The organism is Blastopirellula sp. SH421 (genome assembly GCF_057808535.1).
On sequence record NZ_CM173712.1, the window covers coordinates 2,299,646 to 2,314,667 of the forward strand.

The window sequence follows — 15,022 nt, forward strand, 5'->3', positions numbered from 1 at the left end:
AATTCGATCAAGATTTCGCCGAGAAGTCGCAATGAGATTTCGTTATCAACGATTTGAAGATCTTAAATCCCTGTATTCCTGCAACTTTAGAAATCACAACATTTATGTTAGGACGTCCGGTGCTGACAAAAATTGGATGCTCTTAAGAATTTGTTGAGGTAACGACTCTTTCATCGATCCTCTTGGTTGTTCCTTGATATGCATTGCAGGGCATATCGCCAATCGCTCCGGTGATGAGGCATGTAGACGGCGGAGCGACTCACGCTAAAGTCTGTCATGACCTGACGGTTCTAGGGATCTCGTGCGAGCAAGAGCCCTGCTTTGCTGCCCATCACGACTGGGGCCCCATCACGACTGGGGCACAGTGCAGAGGGATTATCTTGCGACGCCTTGCCTGTTGCCTGACTGGTCGACTTTTTAAATACTAATAGGTTCAGGTTTGTTCGATCTGCTTCAGGCGACGGCGTTCACTCCTCTCTTTTGTCACTAGCAGCTTCAGGGCATCGGCTGGCGGTTTGCCCCCCCTTTTTTTTCTTCCTCTGCAATCACAAGACGAGAAATCTCTGTGCGCTGGCGCACTCGTTCATCTAATACGGAGGAGGGAGCCCGCATCCGTATTGTGAGAACTCACTAGGATCGCGTCTCCAGTAAAAGGCGTCGCCGCCCAGTTCGCTCGACCACTCAGAGAAACGCTACGATCCAGTCCGGTCTAGCGGAATCGCGTGCTGGCAGAGACGGCATGGGAATTGAACAAGCATCGTGTTATCGAAAAGGACGCCAGCGTCGCGACCAGGCGACGCCGAGCCAGCCGCTGACGAGAAAAATCAGGCCAAGCGGCACGCCGAGCAACATGCCGAGGGCGCCATATTCTTCGGCGCCTCGGCCAGCTGCGATCATGAAGAATATCGGCGATGCGATGATGAGCATCCAGCCATTGAAAAAAGCAATCGATCTCCTATTTGCCTCTCGTTTCTCCATCGCCGATCTCCCATTCGAATCGAGTTCAATTCGCTGACGCGACTGATTGGGCTCGTGAGGCTTCGATCGAAGCTTGTCTCGTTGTTAAAGCATCACGACCCCAAAATATCGTCCAGCTCTTCTTGGCGATAATCTTCTCCGGTGATCAGCCGGGCCGAGCGATTCATCGTTGAGTAGGCCCAGCTCCATTGCATCAGCACCAGCAGCCGACTCTCGAATTGAATCAGTTGCATCAAGTGCACAAGCAGCCACAAGACCCACGCGACGAAGCCGGTGAATTTCCATTTGCCAAGCACGGCGACTGCTTTGGAGCGGCCGATCGTCGCCAGGCTGCCGGGATCGCTGTATTTAAACGGATCGGTCGGCTTTTCCTGAATGCGGTTTACAATTGTTTTGGCGGCGTGTTTGCCTTGTTGCATCGCGACCGGTGCAACCCCGGGAAGCGGGTGCTCGCCTTGGTGGGGAAAGTTGGCCATATCGCCGATCACAAAGATCTCGGGATACTCGGCCAGCGTGCAGTCAGGCTCCACAATCACGCGTCCGCCGCGATCGGTTTTGGCGCCGGTTCGTGCGGCTAGTTTGTGACCAAGGGGAGATGCTTGAACGCCTGCCGCCCAGATGATGGTTTTGGCGCGGATCGTCGTGTCCTGATCGTCATGCGAGACGATCACCGCGTCGGCTTCGACCTGCTTCACCATGTGATGGTTATGGACTTCGACGCCCAGCTTGGTCAGTTCTTTCAGCGCGTTGGCCGAAAGCTCTTCAGGAAACGGCGAGAGGACGCGTGCGCCGGCATCGACCAAGATAATTTTTGCGTCGGCAGGATTGATGTTGCGAAAGTCATACTTCATCGTTTGCCGCGAGATCTCAGCCAACGCTCCCGCAAGTTCGACGCCGGTCGGTCCGCCGCCTACGATTACAAACGTCAACAGTTCGGTGCGCAGGGTGGGGTCGGTGGTCCGTTCGGCAAGTTCAAAAGCGCTAAGGACGCGGCGACGGATTTCGGTCGCGTCTTCGATCGACTTCAGCCCAGGCGCCAGCCTCGCCCATTGGCTATGACCAAAGTAGCCGGTTTCGGCGCCGGCTGCGACAATCAGCGAATCGTATTCGAGTTCGCCATCGTGCAAGATTACTTTGCGATTTTGGGGATCAAAGTCGGCGACATCGGCCATCACGACTTCGGTGTTGCGTTGGCGGACCAAGATGCGCCGCAGCGGCGCCGCGATATTGGCCGGAGAGAGACCGCCGGTCGCGACCTGATACAGCAACGGTTGAAACAGGTGAAAATTTCGTCGGTCGACAAGCTGGACTTTGACCGGTGACGACGCCAAACTGCGCGCCGCATACAGGCCGCCGAAGCCGCCACCGATGATCACAACTCGATGCGTATCGCCCTTCATGCAGGTTCTCCACTGGTGAATTCGGGGCTTTCATTGTCGCTATTTCTAGAATTCCTTGAAGCGGGCTGCAAATTCGGGATAATCAAAACCATGCGCGGTTGGCACTTTTTTGAATTCCCCCTGCAGCCTCGAACAAGGATCTCGACATGCGAATAGCGCTCGGAGCCATGGTGCTCAGCATCATGATGGTAGCTGGTTTACATGCTGCCGACACCGAAATGTACGGCCTGAAAAAAGGAACGCCGGAAATAAAATCTTCTGGACCACTAGCTTTTGCACCAGACGGGGTGTTGTTGGTAGGTGATCCAAAGTCGGCTGCGGTTTTCGCCATCGCGACAGGCGAAAAGCCTGGCGCTCCGGAAAAAGCGAAGTTTGAGATCACCTCGTTGCGTGAAAAATTGGCGAAAGTGATCGGCGGAGCTCCGGATAAACTGAATATCACGGATCTCACGGTAAATCCAGAAACCGGTACCGTTTATCTGTCGGTCATCTCCGGCGACAAGCCGGCACTGGTCAAAATCGACGCCGAGCAAAATATTACGCCACTGAAATTGAAAGATGTCGCGTTCGCCCAAGTCGAGTTATCGGACGCTCCGGCCGACGAGTTAAGCGGCGAAGGCCGCCGTCGTCGCAACCTGCGTAACGAGTCGATTACCGACCTGGCCTATGCCGATGGTCAGGTGATTGTTACCGGTTTGGCTGCCGGCGAAGGGGCTTCGGCGGTTCGCAGCGTGCCCTTCCCCTTCACTACCGGCGATCAATTGTCGCGGATCGAAATCTTCCACGCCGCACATGGTCGTGACGAAGATTACGCCGCGATCCGGACGTTCGTGCCGTTCACCATCGGCGGCGAACCTCACGTGTTGGCCGGCTTTACCTGCACGCCGCTGGTGAAATTCCCGGTCAAGCAATTGCAATCGCAGGAAAAAGTGAAAGGGACGACCGTCGCAGAACTGGGCAACCATAACCAGCCGATCGACATGATCGTCTACGAAAAAGAGGGCAAAACCTACCTCCTATCGGCCAACACCGCGCGCGGCGTGATGAAGATCAGCACCGCAGATCTAGAACGTGAAGAAGGTCTGACTGAACCGGTAAAAGGGGGCGGTACCGCTGGCCAATCGTTTGAAACGATCGCCGACTGGGAAGGCGTGGTCCAACTAGCCAAGCTAAACGACGCAGATGCTGTGGTTGTGATGCAAGGCGCTGATAACAGTTGGACGCTGAAGTCGATCGCGCTGCCGTAAGCGTCGGTTAAAATATTGAAAACTGCACCAATGTGCCGCCCTCTAGAAGGCGGCACATTCGGCGTTCTTGTCCTCTAGCTGGACCGATTTAGCCAGTCGTCATTAGTTGAGTGCGTATCGCTTTGGCGGTTTTTTGTGGATCTTGGGAGCCAACCACCGCTCCGCTCACCGCAACCCGGGACAGCCCTGCTTCTACCACTTGTCCAACATTTTCAAGCGTGATTCCCCCGATCGCGTAAGCTGGCAAGCGGATCTCTGTGGCGACTTCTCGAACCAGATCGAGCCCTGGGAACTGATCAAACGACTTGGTCTGCGAGGGAAATGTCGGTCCAACTCCGATGTAATCTGCTCCGTCGAGAACCGCGCGGCGAGCCTGATCGATGCTGTGGGTTGAGACGCCGACCAGTCTGCCAACACCGACAATCATCCTGGCTTCTTTCACCGAGAGCTCGTCTTGGCCGACGTGGACACCGTCGGCATCGGCGAGCGCAGCGATGTCGGGACGGTCGTTCACAATGCAAAAAGTGGAACTTTCGCGTGTCATTTCGCGCAACTGTCGTGCTCGCAATAGTAAAGTTCGATCGTCGAGTCGCTTGTCGCGCAGCTGCACGATATCGACTCCGCCGGCGATCAATTGGGGGATAAGTTGGGAAAAGATATCGCTGTTTTGACAGCCATCGATTAGCACATACAGTCGCGCAGCGGCGAGGCGATCGCTGTTTTGGTGCGTGGTCGTAATCGCTTTTTCTAGCGTGTAGCTGCGATAGCGGAGTTGCTCGAAGGAGGGACTGACGGCTGGTTGGACCAGCTTGCTGAACTCCTCCAGCGTTCGCAGCGACTGCTGCGCCCGTTTGAGATTAGAAATGGCAATTTGGGTAAGATTGGTGCGAGCTAGCTCTGCATCGGTTTTGACGGAGACGCCGACATCGGCTTGCGTATCTCTTGCGCTGTGCAGTGTTTCGGGCGAAAACTGGTGCAGAGCGGTTGTTAGATCGTGGCGCAGGTTTTTCACGATCGAGGTTAAGTGACGATCATCCAAACCAAAGCGGACGAAATCTTCGACAACCCGTAGTCCTTCGGCCGCTCGGTTGGCGGCGGCGTCGATTGCTCGCCAAGCGGCGACAATCGAATGTGCATCGGTTGGCTGTTGTTCGTGCTGCATCGGTTTTTCCTGGGGTATTAGCTATCACGATTGTAAAGTCTTCCAGCGATCGCATCAGCAGGGCTACTATTTTGCGTAACCTGCGCCAGGGTCATGGTTTGCTGTGATGTGCGGTCAGCCACAGGCTAGAAGCATCGGTAACATCATCACCACGAGAGATAACGATGTGGCTCGCCTAGAGTGCGTAAGTTCATGGCGTTTCTTTAGTTGCCTTGCTTGTGCTTAATTTGCGAGTTAGAATTCCACGGCGATTCCAACCGGTCACTCCTTGTGGAGATCGATCGCTTCTGGAGAGGTAGGGATGCTAAATTCGCCATGGATATATTGTCTATGGCCAGGTCTTACGGAAACGTGGGTGCTTGGTCGTTGGCAAGGGCTTGTGTGGTCCGCCGGTTTCGCGCTGTTGTTGAATACAGCGTTGATCCTGCACGGCGTTTGGCCAGAGCTCGTGGGCGAAACGATACGTAACAGTATTTGGTATGTGGTCACTGCTGTATGGGTGACTTCGACCGGATGGAGCATCTATCGTGTCGCTCGCGGCGGTTTTCGACCGCTCGACGAGTCGGTCGAGGCCTTGTTTCACGCGGCCCAAAACGAATACTTACAAGGGCAGTGGCATCAGGCCGAAGCAACTTTGCTTCGTCTGCTGGCGCGGGATCCGCGCGACGCAGAAGCACGTCTGATGCTGGCGACCTTGTACCGACATACGCAACAATATGACGCGGCGCTCGATTCGATCGCCAAGTTGACCAAGTTGGATGCAGCCGGACGCTGGTGGTCAGAGATTCAAAGAGAACGTCGCCTGCTGGCCGATCGAATGGCCGACAGCGACGAGCAAGCAGTTAGTGACGAACCGACCGAGTCACCAGCAGCATCCAAGACAGAAGCAGAAGTAAGTGAGCACAGCAAAGCGGCGACGTCACCCAAGGCGGCATAGCCCAATTTGCCCAGTGCGATAGAATACGAGAAGCAGACTACCCGCTATTACTCATCGCGAGGTTGAACTCCATGTACGAAAGATTTACCGATCGCGCTCGCAAGGTGATGCAGCTGGCGAACCAGGAAGCGCAGCGGTTCAACCACGAGTACATCGGCACCGAGCATATCTTGCTGGGGCTGATCAAAGAAGGCAGCGGAGTCGCCGCCAACGTACTCAAGACGTTGGAAGTCGATCTCCGCAAAATTCGACTCGAAGTCGAGAAACTCGTCCAAAGCGGACCCGACATGGTCACCATGGGGAAACTTCCTCAGACCCCGCGGGCCAAAAAGGTAATCGAGTACTCGATGGAAGAGGCTCGTAATCTGAACCACAACTACGTCGGCACCGAGCATATCTTGCTGGGCCTTCTGCGTGAGCAAGAAGGAGTCGCCGCTCAGGTTTTGATGAACCTGGGTCTGAAACTAGAAGACGTTCGCGAAGAAGTCCTCAACCTGCTGGGTCACGGCATGGAAGGTGACGGCGGACGTGAAGGTCGCGGCCAACCCGAGAGCAGCTCGGACCCGGCTGCCGCCAAAGGCAGCAAATCGAAAACGCCGGCATTGGACAGCTTTGGTCGCGATCTGACCGAACTCGCCAAGCAAGGCAAGCTTGACCCGGTGATCGGTCGCGAACGAGAAATCGAACGCGCCATCCAGGTTCTTTGCCGCCGCACCAAAAACAACCCAGTTTTGCTGGGTGAAGCAGGCGTCGGTAAGACGGCGATCGTCGAAGGTTTCGCCCAACGCGTCATCGACGGCGACATCCCCGAACTACTGGCCGAAAAGCGGATCGTCGTATTGGACCTGGCGATGATGGTCGCCGGCACCAAGTATCGCGGTCAGTTTGAAGAACGCATTAAAGCGGTCATGAACGAAGTCCGTCGGGCCAAGAACACGATCTTGTTCATCGACGAACTTCATACGTTGGTCGGAGCCGGTGGCGCAGAAGGCGCGATCGACGCGGCGAATGTATTGAAGCCTGCTTTAGCGCGTGGCGAAATTCAGTGCATCGGCGCCACGACGCTGGACGAGTACCGCAAGTACATCGAAAAAGATAGCGCTTTGGCTCGCCGCTTCCAAGAGATTCAGGTCGATCCGGCCTCGAAAGACGAAACGGTTGAGATCCTCAAGGGGCTGCGTGATCGGTATGAAGAGCACCATAACGTGCAAATCACCGACGACGCGATTGTGGCCGCCGCTGAGTACTCAGATCGTTACATCACCGGACGTTGCTTGCCGGACAAAGCGATCGATGTGATCGACGAGGCAGGCGCCCGCGTCCGTCTACGCGTGATGACCCGACCGCCGGATCTGAAAGAAATTGACGAAGAAGTCGAAACGCTAAACCGCAAAAAAGAACAAGCGGTCGCCGATCAAGACTTCGAAAAAGCTGCCGCTCTGCGTGATCAAGCCGACAAGCTGAAGAAGAAAAAAGAAACGATCATCAAAGAATGGCAAGAGAAGTCGCGTCAGAAGGATGGCGTCGTCGATGAAGAAGTCATCGCCGAAGTTGTCTCGAAAATGACCGGCATCCCGCTGACCCGGATGACGACCGAAGACACGATGCGCCTGATGCAGATGGAAGACGAACTCCATCGCAAGGTCATCAGCCAAGATGACGCGATCAAAGCGGTGTCGAAGGCGGTTCGCCGCAGTCGCAGCGGTTTGAAAGATCCAAAGCGTCCGACCGGTTGCTTTGTCTTCGCAGGTCCGACCGGCGTTGGTAAGACGTTGCTCGCCAAAGCGTTGGCCGAATTCATGTTCGGTGACGCCGACGCGCTCATTCAGATTGACATGAGCGAGTACATGGAGAAGCACAACGTCAGTCGTTTGATCGGTGCTCCTCCCGGATACGTCGGATACGAAGAAGGCGGTCAATTGACCGAAAAGATTCGTCGTCGTCCGTACGCTGTGGTGTTGCTCGACGAAATCGAGAAGGCTCACCCTGACGTCTTCAACATGCTGCTGCAAGTGATGGAAGAAGGCCGTTTGACCGACAGCTTCGGTCGTAACGTCGACTTCCGCAACGTCATCTTGATCATGACCACCAACGCAGGTGCAGGCGCGATCAAGAACGAATCGGCTTTCGGCTTCCAAGCTCCGGAAGAAGGCGCCGAATACGACAGCATGAAGCATCGCGTCGAGGAAGAAATCGGCAAGGTCTTCCGTCCTGAGTTCATCAACCGCGTCGACAAGACGATCATCTTCCATCACCTGACACGGGAAGATCTGAAGCTGGTCATCGACCTGGAACTGAGCAAGGTTCGCGAACGTCTGGCCGAACGGGGTTACGACCTCATCCTGACCGACAAGGCGAAAGAGTTGATTATTAAACGCAGCAATCAAAGCGACAAAGGCAACGACTTTGGCGCCCGACCGCTGCGTCGCACGATCGAAAATTCGATCGAAGATCCGTTGTCCGAAGAACTGCTCAAAGGGGAGTTCCAAGGGATGGATCAGATCATCGTCGACGCCGTTGAAAACGACGAAGGCAAGATGACCCGACTCGACTTCAAAGGCGCGCTAAGCGAAAAAGAAGCCGAACCGGTCACCGCCGGCCCTACCGAAGAGTCGAAGTAACGACTGCCTCTTAATAACGATAATTAGAAAGCCCGGCCAATTTGGTCGGGCTTTTTTTATGGGATCATGTTAATAAGAAAGCACCCCTTTCTTATTTTCTGTGCGTCGTTAAAGAGGACGGATCCGATGAAGACGAGTCGCTTGACAATCGGGGCCATCGCGCTGGTGATCGTTGTCGCGATCCTTGCTCAAGTTTGGAATAACAATCCTTCTCCCTACTATATTGGTAACGCAAGGCGATCGGACACAATTTATCATCTCGGATGGCCGAGGGAGTTTTTTTATTGGGCGGTGGTCGAAGAGATGGTTAGCGATCCGCCCCTGGACGAAAGGTTTGTTCTAGCAGAAAGGACGTGGCGTTTGGAGAAAAGAACGGAGATCGACGTTACTGCCATCGACGTTAAGAGCCTGCTGATTGTCATCACTTGGTGGACGGCTATCGGCTGTTGCGTTGTGACCTCGCTGCCGTTGTTAAGACTTCGCTGGAGTCTGAAGAACCTGTTACTGCTGCAGGCATCAATCGCCGTTCTGGTTTTCTTGCGTTAACCGCCTGCTTGTTTGAATCCAGATGATGCTTATTGCTCACCGCTTTTGTCGCGCAAGAACTTCTCTAGCCCCGCCAGATCATCGGTATTGATCATGTCAACGCCGCTGGCGCGTAAGACTTCCCACATCGCCCGGTTGTCTGCCGTGCCCCAAAAGCGAACGCGTCGACCTTTGGCATGCGCCTGCTGGATGATGTTGGCCAGCTTTTGCTCTTCGGCTGGCGAGATGCTCCCCTCCCCTCTCCACGCAAAATGCGTCTTCCAGTTGTCACTGATTACCGGCAGCAGATGTCGGGGCGCTTCGCTGTTCAGATCCGTTAACCGGCCGTCGATCCCGGCGTAACGATCGGTCTGGGCCGTCATGGTCTCGATTGGGCGATTGCCAGAAATGGTGACGTTCACCGCTTTCGGCTGGACCTTGCCGTCGTGAATCAGCGAGATGATGTCTGCGTATTGGGCCAACACCTGGGAGAGCGCAGCGTAGGTTGGCTCGGCGTCGCTTTTGATGTCGATAAACAGGTGAAATTGTGCGTCGCCAGGATGCACTTGGCCACCGCTGCTACGAACGCGCTGCCTTAGTGGATCCAAATAAAGAGCTTCCAGCGTCCGCTCTGGCGTCGTTTCTTTCAGCGTGTGCGCGACCAGCAGCTTGTCACCTACCAAATAGATGTCAGCTTCTACGCTATTAAAGCCGTGATCGAGCGCATCTTGCAGCGGTCGATCGTGCAGGTAGTCGTTGTGCGCATGGGCTTGCGCCAGCGGTATGAGTTTCTGGTTGTCGGCATAGGTAGGCGTGATTTGCGTCGTCGAGAGCAGAATTACAACGGCAGCAAGCAAAGCGTGAGAGCGTCTCAAAGCGGCGATTCCGTTGAACAGGGCCTAGTGGAAATGAATGTTGGTTCCTTTCGATTGTAACATGCGGTAACAAGGACCAGTCAGTATTCAGCCCAGCAAAAACTTTGACGCCGCACGCCGCTTTGCAGTAAAGTTGAAGCGCTGGAGAGTGCACGCCCGGCGGCGTGGGGGACTCAATCTTCGCTCGACGAACGAGGTGTAGGATGCGTGGAACGCTGAAGCCGGCCAGGATTGCCCATGCTCGCTTGGGCGCAATTTGCTTAGCGTTGTTGTGGGCCGCAGTGGTTGGTGGCCCGGCTGCGGCGTATGCCGAGAATCTGTCGGGAATGTTCCTACCGCAGTCAGGCCATATCGAGATGAAATCGGCCATCGGTAGGGAACTCATCGGCGTCGATGTGCGAACGTTTGAAGACGTCTTGGCGTTGCGCGACAAATTGAACAACGGACCTTTGGACGAAGAATCGGTGACGTCGTGGAAGTTTCTCGAGCGAGCCGATTTGAAAATTGTCGAACGGGAATTCCCGCCTCTGCCGCCCAACGTTGCGGCCAACCAAATCATTCGCGGTTCTGATTGGCGAAACGTGGTGCTTGATTTCGACGGTTCGCTACGTAGCTTTTCTAGCGAATCTCTCGACCAGCGACTTCGGTCGGAGGTCACGGTGGGGCCTGGATCATGTGTCGAATTGGAGAAAGCCGGCGGGCAGTGGACCTATCGGCACTTCAACTACGTAAGCACTTCCCCTTGGCATAAAATCCAGTGCGAGCGGCTTCTTTCGCGCGAAGCGTTTTTGTTTCGCAACAAATATTCGGTCCGCCCGGTTGGTGATTTCGAGTGCCTCACCACGATGTACGATTACGGGGGACGAGATGAACTTCTGCTCGTCGATAAAGAGCAAGACGCTGTGTTGATTCGAGCATTGCGCTGGAACCATGGCGACCGAATTGATTCCTTTACACTACATCTGCAGATGAAGTCGCAAGAGTCGCCACAGCCGCATCAAGTTCCGACCGTCACGGTGCGATTTGACAGGCAGCGCGGCGTCGACAGCACTTGGCGCTGCGATGTCTATTGGCTGGAGAAAGCCGATTTTGATGCCACATTTCCGCTGGATCGATTTGTCGTGAATGTGCCGGCAAAAGAGCGTTACCAAGCCGAGCAAGAAAGATATTACCGTTGGGTGAAGGCGCCAATTTTTGACATCACCCGCAAAACGGTGAAGGCGGTCTCGGAGGAACTGAACCAGCAGTAGAAGTAATCGGCGTCGCTTGCCGTCTGCAATCAGCCGCCTAGATACTCGCGCTGGAACGCCATCAATAACCCTTCCGTTTCCGGCGCTGCAATGCACGTCGCTTCAAACTCTTCATACGGGACGCCAGCGATCTTTTCGCAGTACTCGGGATAGGCTCGCACTCGTTCCAGCAGCGTGTCGACCGTCAGTTCGGGATGAAACTGCGTGCAGTAGATCGGCTTGCCGCTGACGCGGAACGCTTGCTGAGGGACTAGATCGCTGGATGCGAGCAGATCGACGCCGGGGGGCAATTGGATCACGCGATCTTCGTGACCCATGTAGGCCTGGAATCGCTCGCCGAGCGCTTTGAAAAGTGGATCGGCTCGGCCGGCGTCGGTGAGAAACAGTTCGTGCGTGCCGAGTTCGGCATGTTCCAAATCGTGGATCACTTCGCCCCCCAAGGCTTTGGCCAATGCCTGAAATCCCCAGCAAGAGCCAAACAGCGGAATCTCTAGCTTGACCAGCTTGCGCAAGCCGACCATCGCGCGTTCTAGCCACACGTCGTCCGATGCGACTGAGTAGTGCCCGCTGCCGCCGATCAGGACCATGTCGATCTCGGCCAAATGTCGCTCGCTGGGCGCGCCGGCCAATAGATCAAACGGTTCGATTTGCGCGGCGTCGCACTGCAGTGCATGCGCAAAGCAGGCTATCTCTTGGCTGCGAATCGGGTCATCTGCGTTTCGGATCTGCACCAGCAGATAGTTTCGGCGTTTTTTCATGCCGCTATTCTACCAAAGCAGCAGATCGATCGTCGTCACCACAAACAGGCCGATGCCAACGATCGTGTTGATATGAAAGAAAGCGAGATTCACCCGCGACAGATCGTCAGGGCGAACGATCGCATGTTCGTAAATCAGTAAGATCGCCACCGCCGCGATCCCCAGCCAATAGATCAGCCCCAGCGACGGATAAACGACCGGCAACAGCGCTAGCGCCCCGATCATCAACGCATGACAAACCGCTGCGATACGCAGCGCCCCAGCAACGCCAAAGGTGGATGGTACGCTGTGCAGCTTCGCGTCTCGATCAAACTGCGCGTCCTGACACGCATAGATGATGTCGAAGCCTGCGACCCACAACAGTACCGCAGCGCCTAGCGTAACCGCCGGCAGCAGATCCAACGGATCGGCCAAGATCGCCTCGCCGCGAATCGCAATCCAAGCGGCGATCGGCGCCAGCATCAAGGATGCGCCCAACCAAAAATGGGCCAGCGATGTCCAGCGCTTCGTATAGCTGTACCCAAACAAAAAGAGCAACACCGGCAGCGACAGCGCCAATGGCAACCAGTTGGGCCAGAACAAAAGAGTCGATGCGACAAAGCCGATCGAACAAACGACGGTGAACAACGTCACTTCGCTGACTGACAAAATGCCGGCCGGGATATGTCGCGCCGCCGTCCGGGGGTTTTCGCCGTCGATCTTGCGATCAGCCAGACGATTAACGGCCATCGCCGCGCTGCGAGCAAAGACCATGCACAGCACGATCCCCAGTAGTTCGCGCCATGAGAAACGAATCTCGACGCCTGCCGGCGCCGGGGCGTTCCAGGCCATCACTGCGGCCAACAGCGCAAACGGCATCGCAAAGACCGTATGGCTAAAGCGAATCATCGCCAGGATGTCGCTAATTCGCTGAATCATCGCTCCCCCATCGTCGCATCAACGCGTGCGGAATATCGAGCTGATCCAAGATTCGCGCCACGATAAAATCGATCAAGTCATCCAACGATTCAACGCCGTGATACCAACCAGGCATCGCCGGCAAGACGATGGCGCCGGCTTCGGCCGCTTTGCGTAGATTATCTAAATAGATCAACGACAGCGGCGTTTCGCGCGGAACCAACACCAGGCGACGGCGTTCCTTCAAATGGACGTCCGCAGCGCGTTGGATCAAGTTGTCACTGGCCCCATGGACGACGCCGCTCAGGGTGCCGCCAGAGCAAGGGCAGATCACCATCCCGTGCGATCTGGCTGATCCGCTGGCGATCGGCGCCATGAAATCGCTGTAGTGGAAGTAACGTAAGTTGCCGGTTCGCAGCGGCTGATTTTTTTCGATGGTTGCAGCTAGACGTCGGTCATCAGCAGACGGCTGCTCGGCCAAGATCTGGCTGGGATCGAAATTCTTCAGATCCAGCGTTACGTTCAGCTCTTGCAGCCAAACGGCGCGTCCCGAGACGCTGATCGACAGATCGACGTCATACCCGGCATGAATCAAGACATTCAGCAAACGTCGCGCGTAAACCGCGCCGCTGGCGCCGGTGATCCCCAGCACGATCGGAGACGCGTTGTTCATTTGGTCCCCACGTACAGCGTCGCGATGCCAAACGTCAGCGACTTGAAGTAGACGTCATGCAGGCCAGCGGCCCGCATCCGCACGGCGAGCGCCTCACCATAGGGAAACTCTCCCACGCTATCTGGCAAGTACTTGTAGGCGTCTTCACGATTTTTGGCGAACATCCGCCCCAGGATCGGCAGGATGTTACGGAAGTACCAAAGGTAAAACGCTTTGAACGGTTGCCAAGTAGGAATCGAAAACTCGAGCACCGCGATCTTGCCGCCAGGGCGACATACGCGGGTCATTTCGCGGAGCCCTAGATCGGTATTGGTCACGTTCCGCAGTCCAAACGCGACCGAGACGATTTGAAACGTGTCGTCCTTAAACGGCAGCGCTTGCGTGTCGGCTTCCTGAAAGCGGATCATATTGCCGATATTGCTGCGATTTTTTTTGACTTCTCCTACCGCCAGCATCTCAGGGCAGAAGTCGGTCGCTTCGATCTGCACTTTTCCCTTCGCCGCACGATAGTAGGCCAGCGCTAGATCACCGGTGCCGGTGCAAACGTCTAGAATCGGCGCTTCACCGGTTGGGGGGACAATTCGGACCGTTCGCCAGCGCCAATAGCGATCGACGTTCATCGACAGCAGATGGTTCATCCGGTCGTATTTTCCGGCAATTTCGGCGAACATTCGCCTAACGCGCGTTTCCGATTTGTCGACGACCATACGTAGCGTTTTCCCAGGGCGGGCGAATCGAAGTGGTGAAACCTCCTAATTTACCGCAAGCCAAGCATTTTCGTAACACGGCGTTGAGGCCGACCAAAAAACGAGCCACTTCGCGAATATGCGCCAAGGTGTCGCATTCCTTCGAGCGCTTCAGCGCATTATCATGGCGACCAACTTATCAAGAGGAATCTCATGTCGCCTACGATCTATGTTCATCTGCTGCCGGAACTCGCCTCAGAAGAAGCGCTGGCTGGCTCGACCGCTGTGGTGATCGATGTGCTGCGTGCGACGACCACCATCGTGCACATGCTGGCCGCCGGCGCGGATCACGTCGTGCCGTGCATTTCGATCGAAGACGCCAAAGAGAAAGCGTCGCTGCTGGATGGAGCACTGCTGGGCGGTGAACGCGGCGGCGTGCGGATTGACGGATTTGATCTCGGCAATTCGCCCACTGAATACACGCCAGAGCTAGTCGCCGGCCATGCGGTTATCTTTACCACCACTAACGGCACCAAGGCGATGCAGCGTTGTCAGCGGGCTCACCGCATTTTGATCGGCGCGTTCGTCAATCTTACGGCCCTTTGCCGCGAACTTTCGGATGCCAAAAATGTCCATCTAATCTGCGCTGGCACCGCCGGAGAAGTAACCCGAGAAGATGTCCTCCTGGCAGGCGCCATCGTTGAGCTGATGACCTCGACCGGCCAGTGGGAAGTGAATGACGCCGCCCAGATCGCCGCCGACGCCTGGCGAACCGCCCAAGAGAACTTGGTCGCGATTCCGCTAGTCGAGCGACTCCAAAAGAGCCGCGGCGGCCGCAACGTCCTGGCGATCGGCCTAGAAAACGATATTCAGATCGCCGCGACCCTCGACAAGTTTGACCTGGTTCCGGAACTGGACGCGGTGAGCTGGGAAATTCGTCTCCGGTAGACGTAACTCCCGATGGCCAGCTAAACTAGGTCCTTTTCGTCCCCAACTTTTGGTGACGATTGGAT

Annotated in this window: 14 protein-coding genes; 6 read left to right on the forward strand and 8 right to left on the reverse strand. The window is 55.7% G+C overall.

Annotated elements, in window-relative coordinates; genetic code table 11:
• Positions 1-762 precede the first annotated feature (762 nt).
• Both SH421x_RS09475 and SH421x_RS09480 read right to left on the reverse strand, forming a co-directional pair.
• The gene (locus SH421x_RS09475; RefSeq protein WP_488855213.1) at positions 763-897 is read right to left on the reverse strand and encodes a hypothetical protein; all 135 of its coding nucleotides are present in this window, start codon (positions 895-897) and stop codon (positions 763-765) included.
• A gap of 173 nt (positions 898-1,070) precedes the next feature.
• Complete coding sequence (locus SH421x_RS09480) at positions 1,071-2,378, reverse strand: NAD(P)/FAD-dependent oxidoreductase (RefSeq protein ID WP_488855214.1); 1,308 nt, start codon at positions 2,376-2,378, stop codon at positions 1,071-1,073.
• 146 nt (positions 2,379-2,524) lie between these two features.
• Between SH421x_RS09480 and SH421x_RS09485 the strand changes: the two genes are divergently transcribed.
• Entirely contained in the window at positions 2,525-3,625 is a 1,101-nt protein-coding gene (locus SH421x_RS09485; protein WP_488855216.1) for a hypothetical protein, read from the forward strand.
• A gap of 88 nt (positions 3,626-3,713) precedes the next feature.
• Here the strand turns inward: SH421x_RS09485 and SH421x_RS09490 are convergent, their stop codons facing one another.
• Complete coding sequence (locus SH421x_RS09490; protein ID WP_488855217.1) at positions 3,714-4,787, reverse strand: thiamine phosphate synthase; 1,074 nt, start codon at positions 4,785-4,787, stop codon at positions 3,714-3,716.
• A 355-nt stretch (positions 4,788-5,142) separates the two neighbouring features.
• Between SH421x_RS09490 and SH421x_RS09495 the strand changes: the two genes are divergently transcribed.
• The 3 genes from SH421x_RS09495 (at position 5,143) to SH421x_RS09505 (ending at position 8,891) form a co-directional block, all read left to right on the forward strand.
• The gene (locus SH421x_RS09495) at positions 5,143-5,724 is read left to right on the forward strand and encodes a tetratricopeptide repeat protein (protein WP_488855219.1); all 582 of its coding nucleotides are present in this window, start codon (positions 5,143-5,145) and stop codon (positions 5,722-5,724) included.
• A gap of 71 nt (positions 5,725-5,795) precedes the next feature.
• Entirely contained in the window at positions 5,796-8,345 is a 2,550-nt protein-coding gene (locus tag SH421x_RS09500) for an ATP-dependent Clp protease ATP-binding subunit (protein ID WP_488855221.1), read from the forward strand.
• 126 nt (positions 8,346-8,471) lie between these two features.
• Positions 8,472-8,891, forward strand: a complete 420-nt coding sequence (locus SH421x_RS09505; RefSeq protein WP_488855222.1) for a hypothetical protein — start codon at positions 8,472-8,474, stop codon at positions 8,889-8,891.
• A 29-nt stretch (positions 8,892-8,920) separates the two neighbouring features.
• Here the strand turns inward: SH421x_RS09505 and SH421x_RS09510 are convergent, their stop codons facing one another.
• Positions 8,921-9,745: a phosphatidylinositol-specific phospholipase C/glycerophosphodiester phosphodiesterase family protein gene (locus tag SH421x_RS09510; RefSeq protein ID WP_488855224.1), complete on the reverse strand. Its 825-nt coding sequence runs from the start codon at positions 9,743-9,745 to the stop codon at positions 8,921-8,923.
• A gap of 203 nt (positions 9,746-9,948) precedes the next feature.
• Between SH421x_RS09510 and SH421x_RS09515 the strand changes: the two genes are divergently transcribed.
• Positions 9,949-10,995 carry a hypothetical protein gene (locus SH421x_RS09515; protein ID WP_488855225.1) on the forward strand — a complete coding sequence of 349 codons (1,047 nt, stop codon included), beginning with the start codon at positions 9,949-9,951 and terminating at the stop codon, positions 10,993-10,995.
• Between the two features lie 29 nt (positions 10,996-11,024).
• Here SH421x_RS09515 and SH421x_RS09520 read toward each other — a convergent pair whose 3' ends face one another.
• The 4 genes from SH421x_RS09520 to ubiE are packed head-to-tail and all read right to left on the reverse strand — an operon-like array spanning position 11,025 to position 14,030.
• Positions 11,025-11,753 (reverse strand): type 1 glutamine amidotransferase, encoded by a 729-nt coding sequence (locus SH421x_RS09520; RefSeq protein ID WP_488855226.1) that lies wholly within the window; start codon positions 11,751-11,753, stop codon positions 11,025-11,027.
• A 9-nt stretch (positions 11,754-11,762) separates the two neighbouring features.
• Positions 11,763-12,671 carry a UbiA-like polyprenyltransferase gene (locus SH421x_RS09525; RefSeq protein WP_488855227.1) on the reverse strand — a complete coding sequence of 303 codons (909 nt, stop codon included), beginning with the start codon at positions 12,669-12,671 and terminating at the stop codon, positions 11,763-11,765.
• On the reverse strand, positions 12,655-13,323 hold the full coding sequence (locus SH421x_RS09530; protein WP_488855228.1) for a UbiX family flavin prenyltransferase: 669 nt from the start codon (positions 13,321-13,323) through the stop codon (positions 12,655-12,657). The genes SH421x_RS09525 and SH421x_RS09530 overlap by 17 nt, the downstream gene beginning before the upstream one ends.
• Complete coding sequence (gene ubiE, locus SH421x_RS09535; protein ID WP_488855229.1) at positions 13,320-14,030, reverse strand: bifunctional demethylmenaquinone methyltransferase/2-methoxy-6-polyprenyl-1,4-benzoquinol methylase UbiE; 711 nt, start codon at positions 14,028-14,030, stop codon at positions 13,320-13,322. The genes SH421x_RS09530 and ubiE overlap by 4 nt, the downstream gene beginning before the upstream one ends.
• A gap of 192 nt (positions 14,031-14,222) precedes the next feature.
• On the opposite strand from ubiE, the gene SH421x_RS09540 reads away from it, so the two are divergent.
• The gene (locus SH421x_RS09540) at positions 14,223-14,957 is read left to right on the forward strand and encodes a 2-phosphosulfolactate phosphatase (protein ID WP_488855230.1); all 735 of its coding nucleotides are present in this window, start codon (positions 14,223-14,225) and stop codon (positions 14,955-14,957) included.
• The last annotated feature ends 65 nt before the right edge of the window (positions 14,958-15,022 follow it).

Excerpts from the sequence above, each read along its gene's own strand:
- SH421x_RS09500 (WP_488855221.1), top strand. The coding sequence starts at position 5,796 with ATGTACGAAAGATTTACCGATCGCGCTCGCAAGGTGATGCAGCTGGCG.
- SH421x_RS09505 (WP_488855222.1), top strand. The coding sequence starts at position 8,472 with ATGAAGACGAGTCGCTTGACAATCGGGGCCATCGCGCTGGTGATCGTT.
- SH421x_RS09480 (WP_488855214.1), bottom strand. The coding sequence starts at position 2,378 with ATGAAGGGCGATACGCATCGAGTTGTGATCATCGGTGGCGGCTTCGGC.
- SH421x_RS09525 (WP_488855227.1), bottom strand. The coding sequence starts at position 12,671 with ATGATTCAGCGAATTAGCGACATCCTGGCGATGATTCGCTTTAGCCAT.
- SH421x_RS09540 (WP_488855230.1), top strand. The coding sequence starts at position 14,223 with ATGTCGCCTACGATCTATGTTCATCTGCTGCCGGAACTCGCCTCAGAA.
- ubiE (WP_488855229.1), bottom strand. The coding sequence starts at position 14,030 with ATGGTCGTCGACAAATCGGAAACGCGCGTTAGGCGAATGTTCGCCGAA.
- SH421x_RS09485 (WP_488855216.1), top strand. The coding sequence starts at position 2,525 with ATGCGAATAGCGCTCGGAGCCATGGTGCTCAGCATCATGATGGTAGCT.
- SH421x_RS09530 (WP_488855228.1), bottom strand. The coding sequence starts at position 13,323 with ATGAACAACGCGTCTCCGATCGTGCTGGGGATCACCGGCGCCAGCGGC.
- SH421x_RS09520 (WP_488855226.1), bottom strand. The coding sequence starts at position 11,753 with ATGAAAAAACGCCGAAACTATCTGCTGGTGCAGATCCGAAACGCAGAT.
- SH421x_RS09515 (WP_488855225.1), top strand. The coding sequence starts at position 9,949 with ATGCGTGGAACGCTGAAGCCGGCCAGGATTGCCCATGCTCGCTTGGGC.
- SH421x_RS09475 (WP_488855213.1), bottom strand. The coding sequence starts at position 897 with ATGATCGCAGCTGGCCGAGGCGCCGAAGAATATGGCGCCCTCGGCATG.
- SH421x_RS09490 (WP_488855217.1), bottom strand. The coding sequence starts at position 4,787 with ATGCAGCACGAACAACAGCCAACCGATGCACATTCGATTGTCGCCGCT.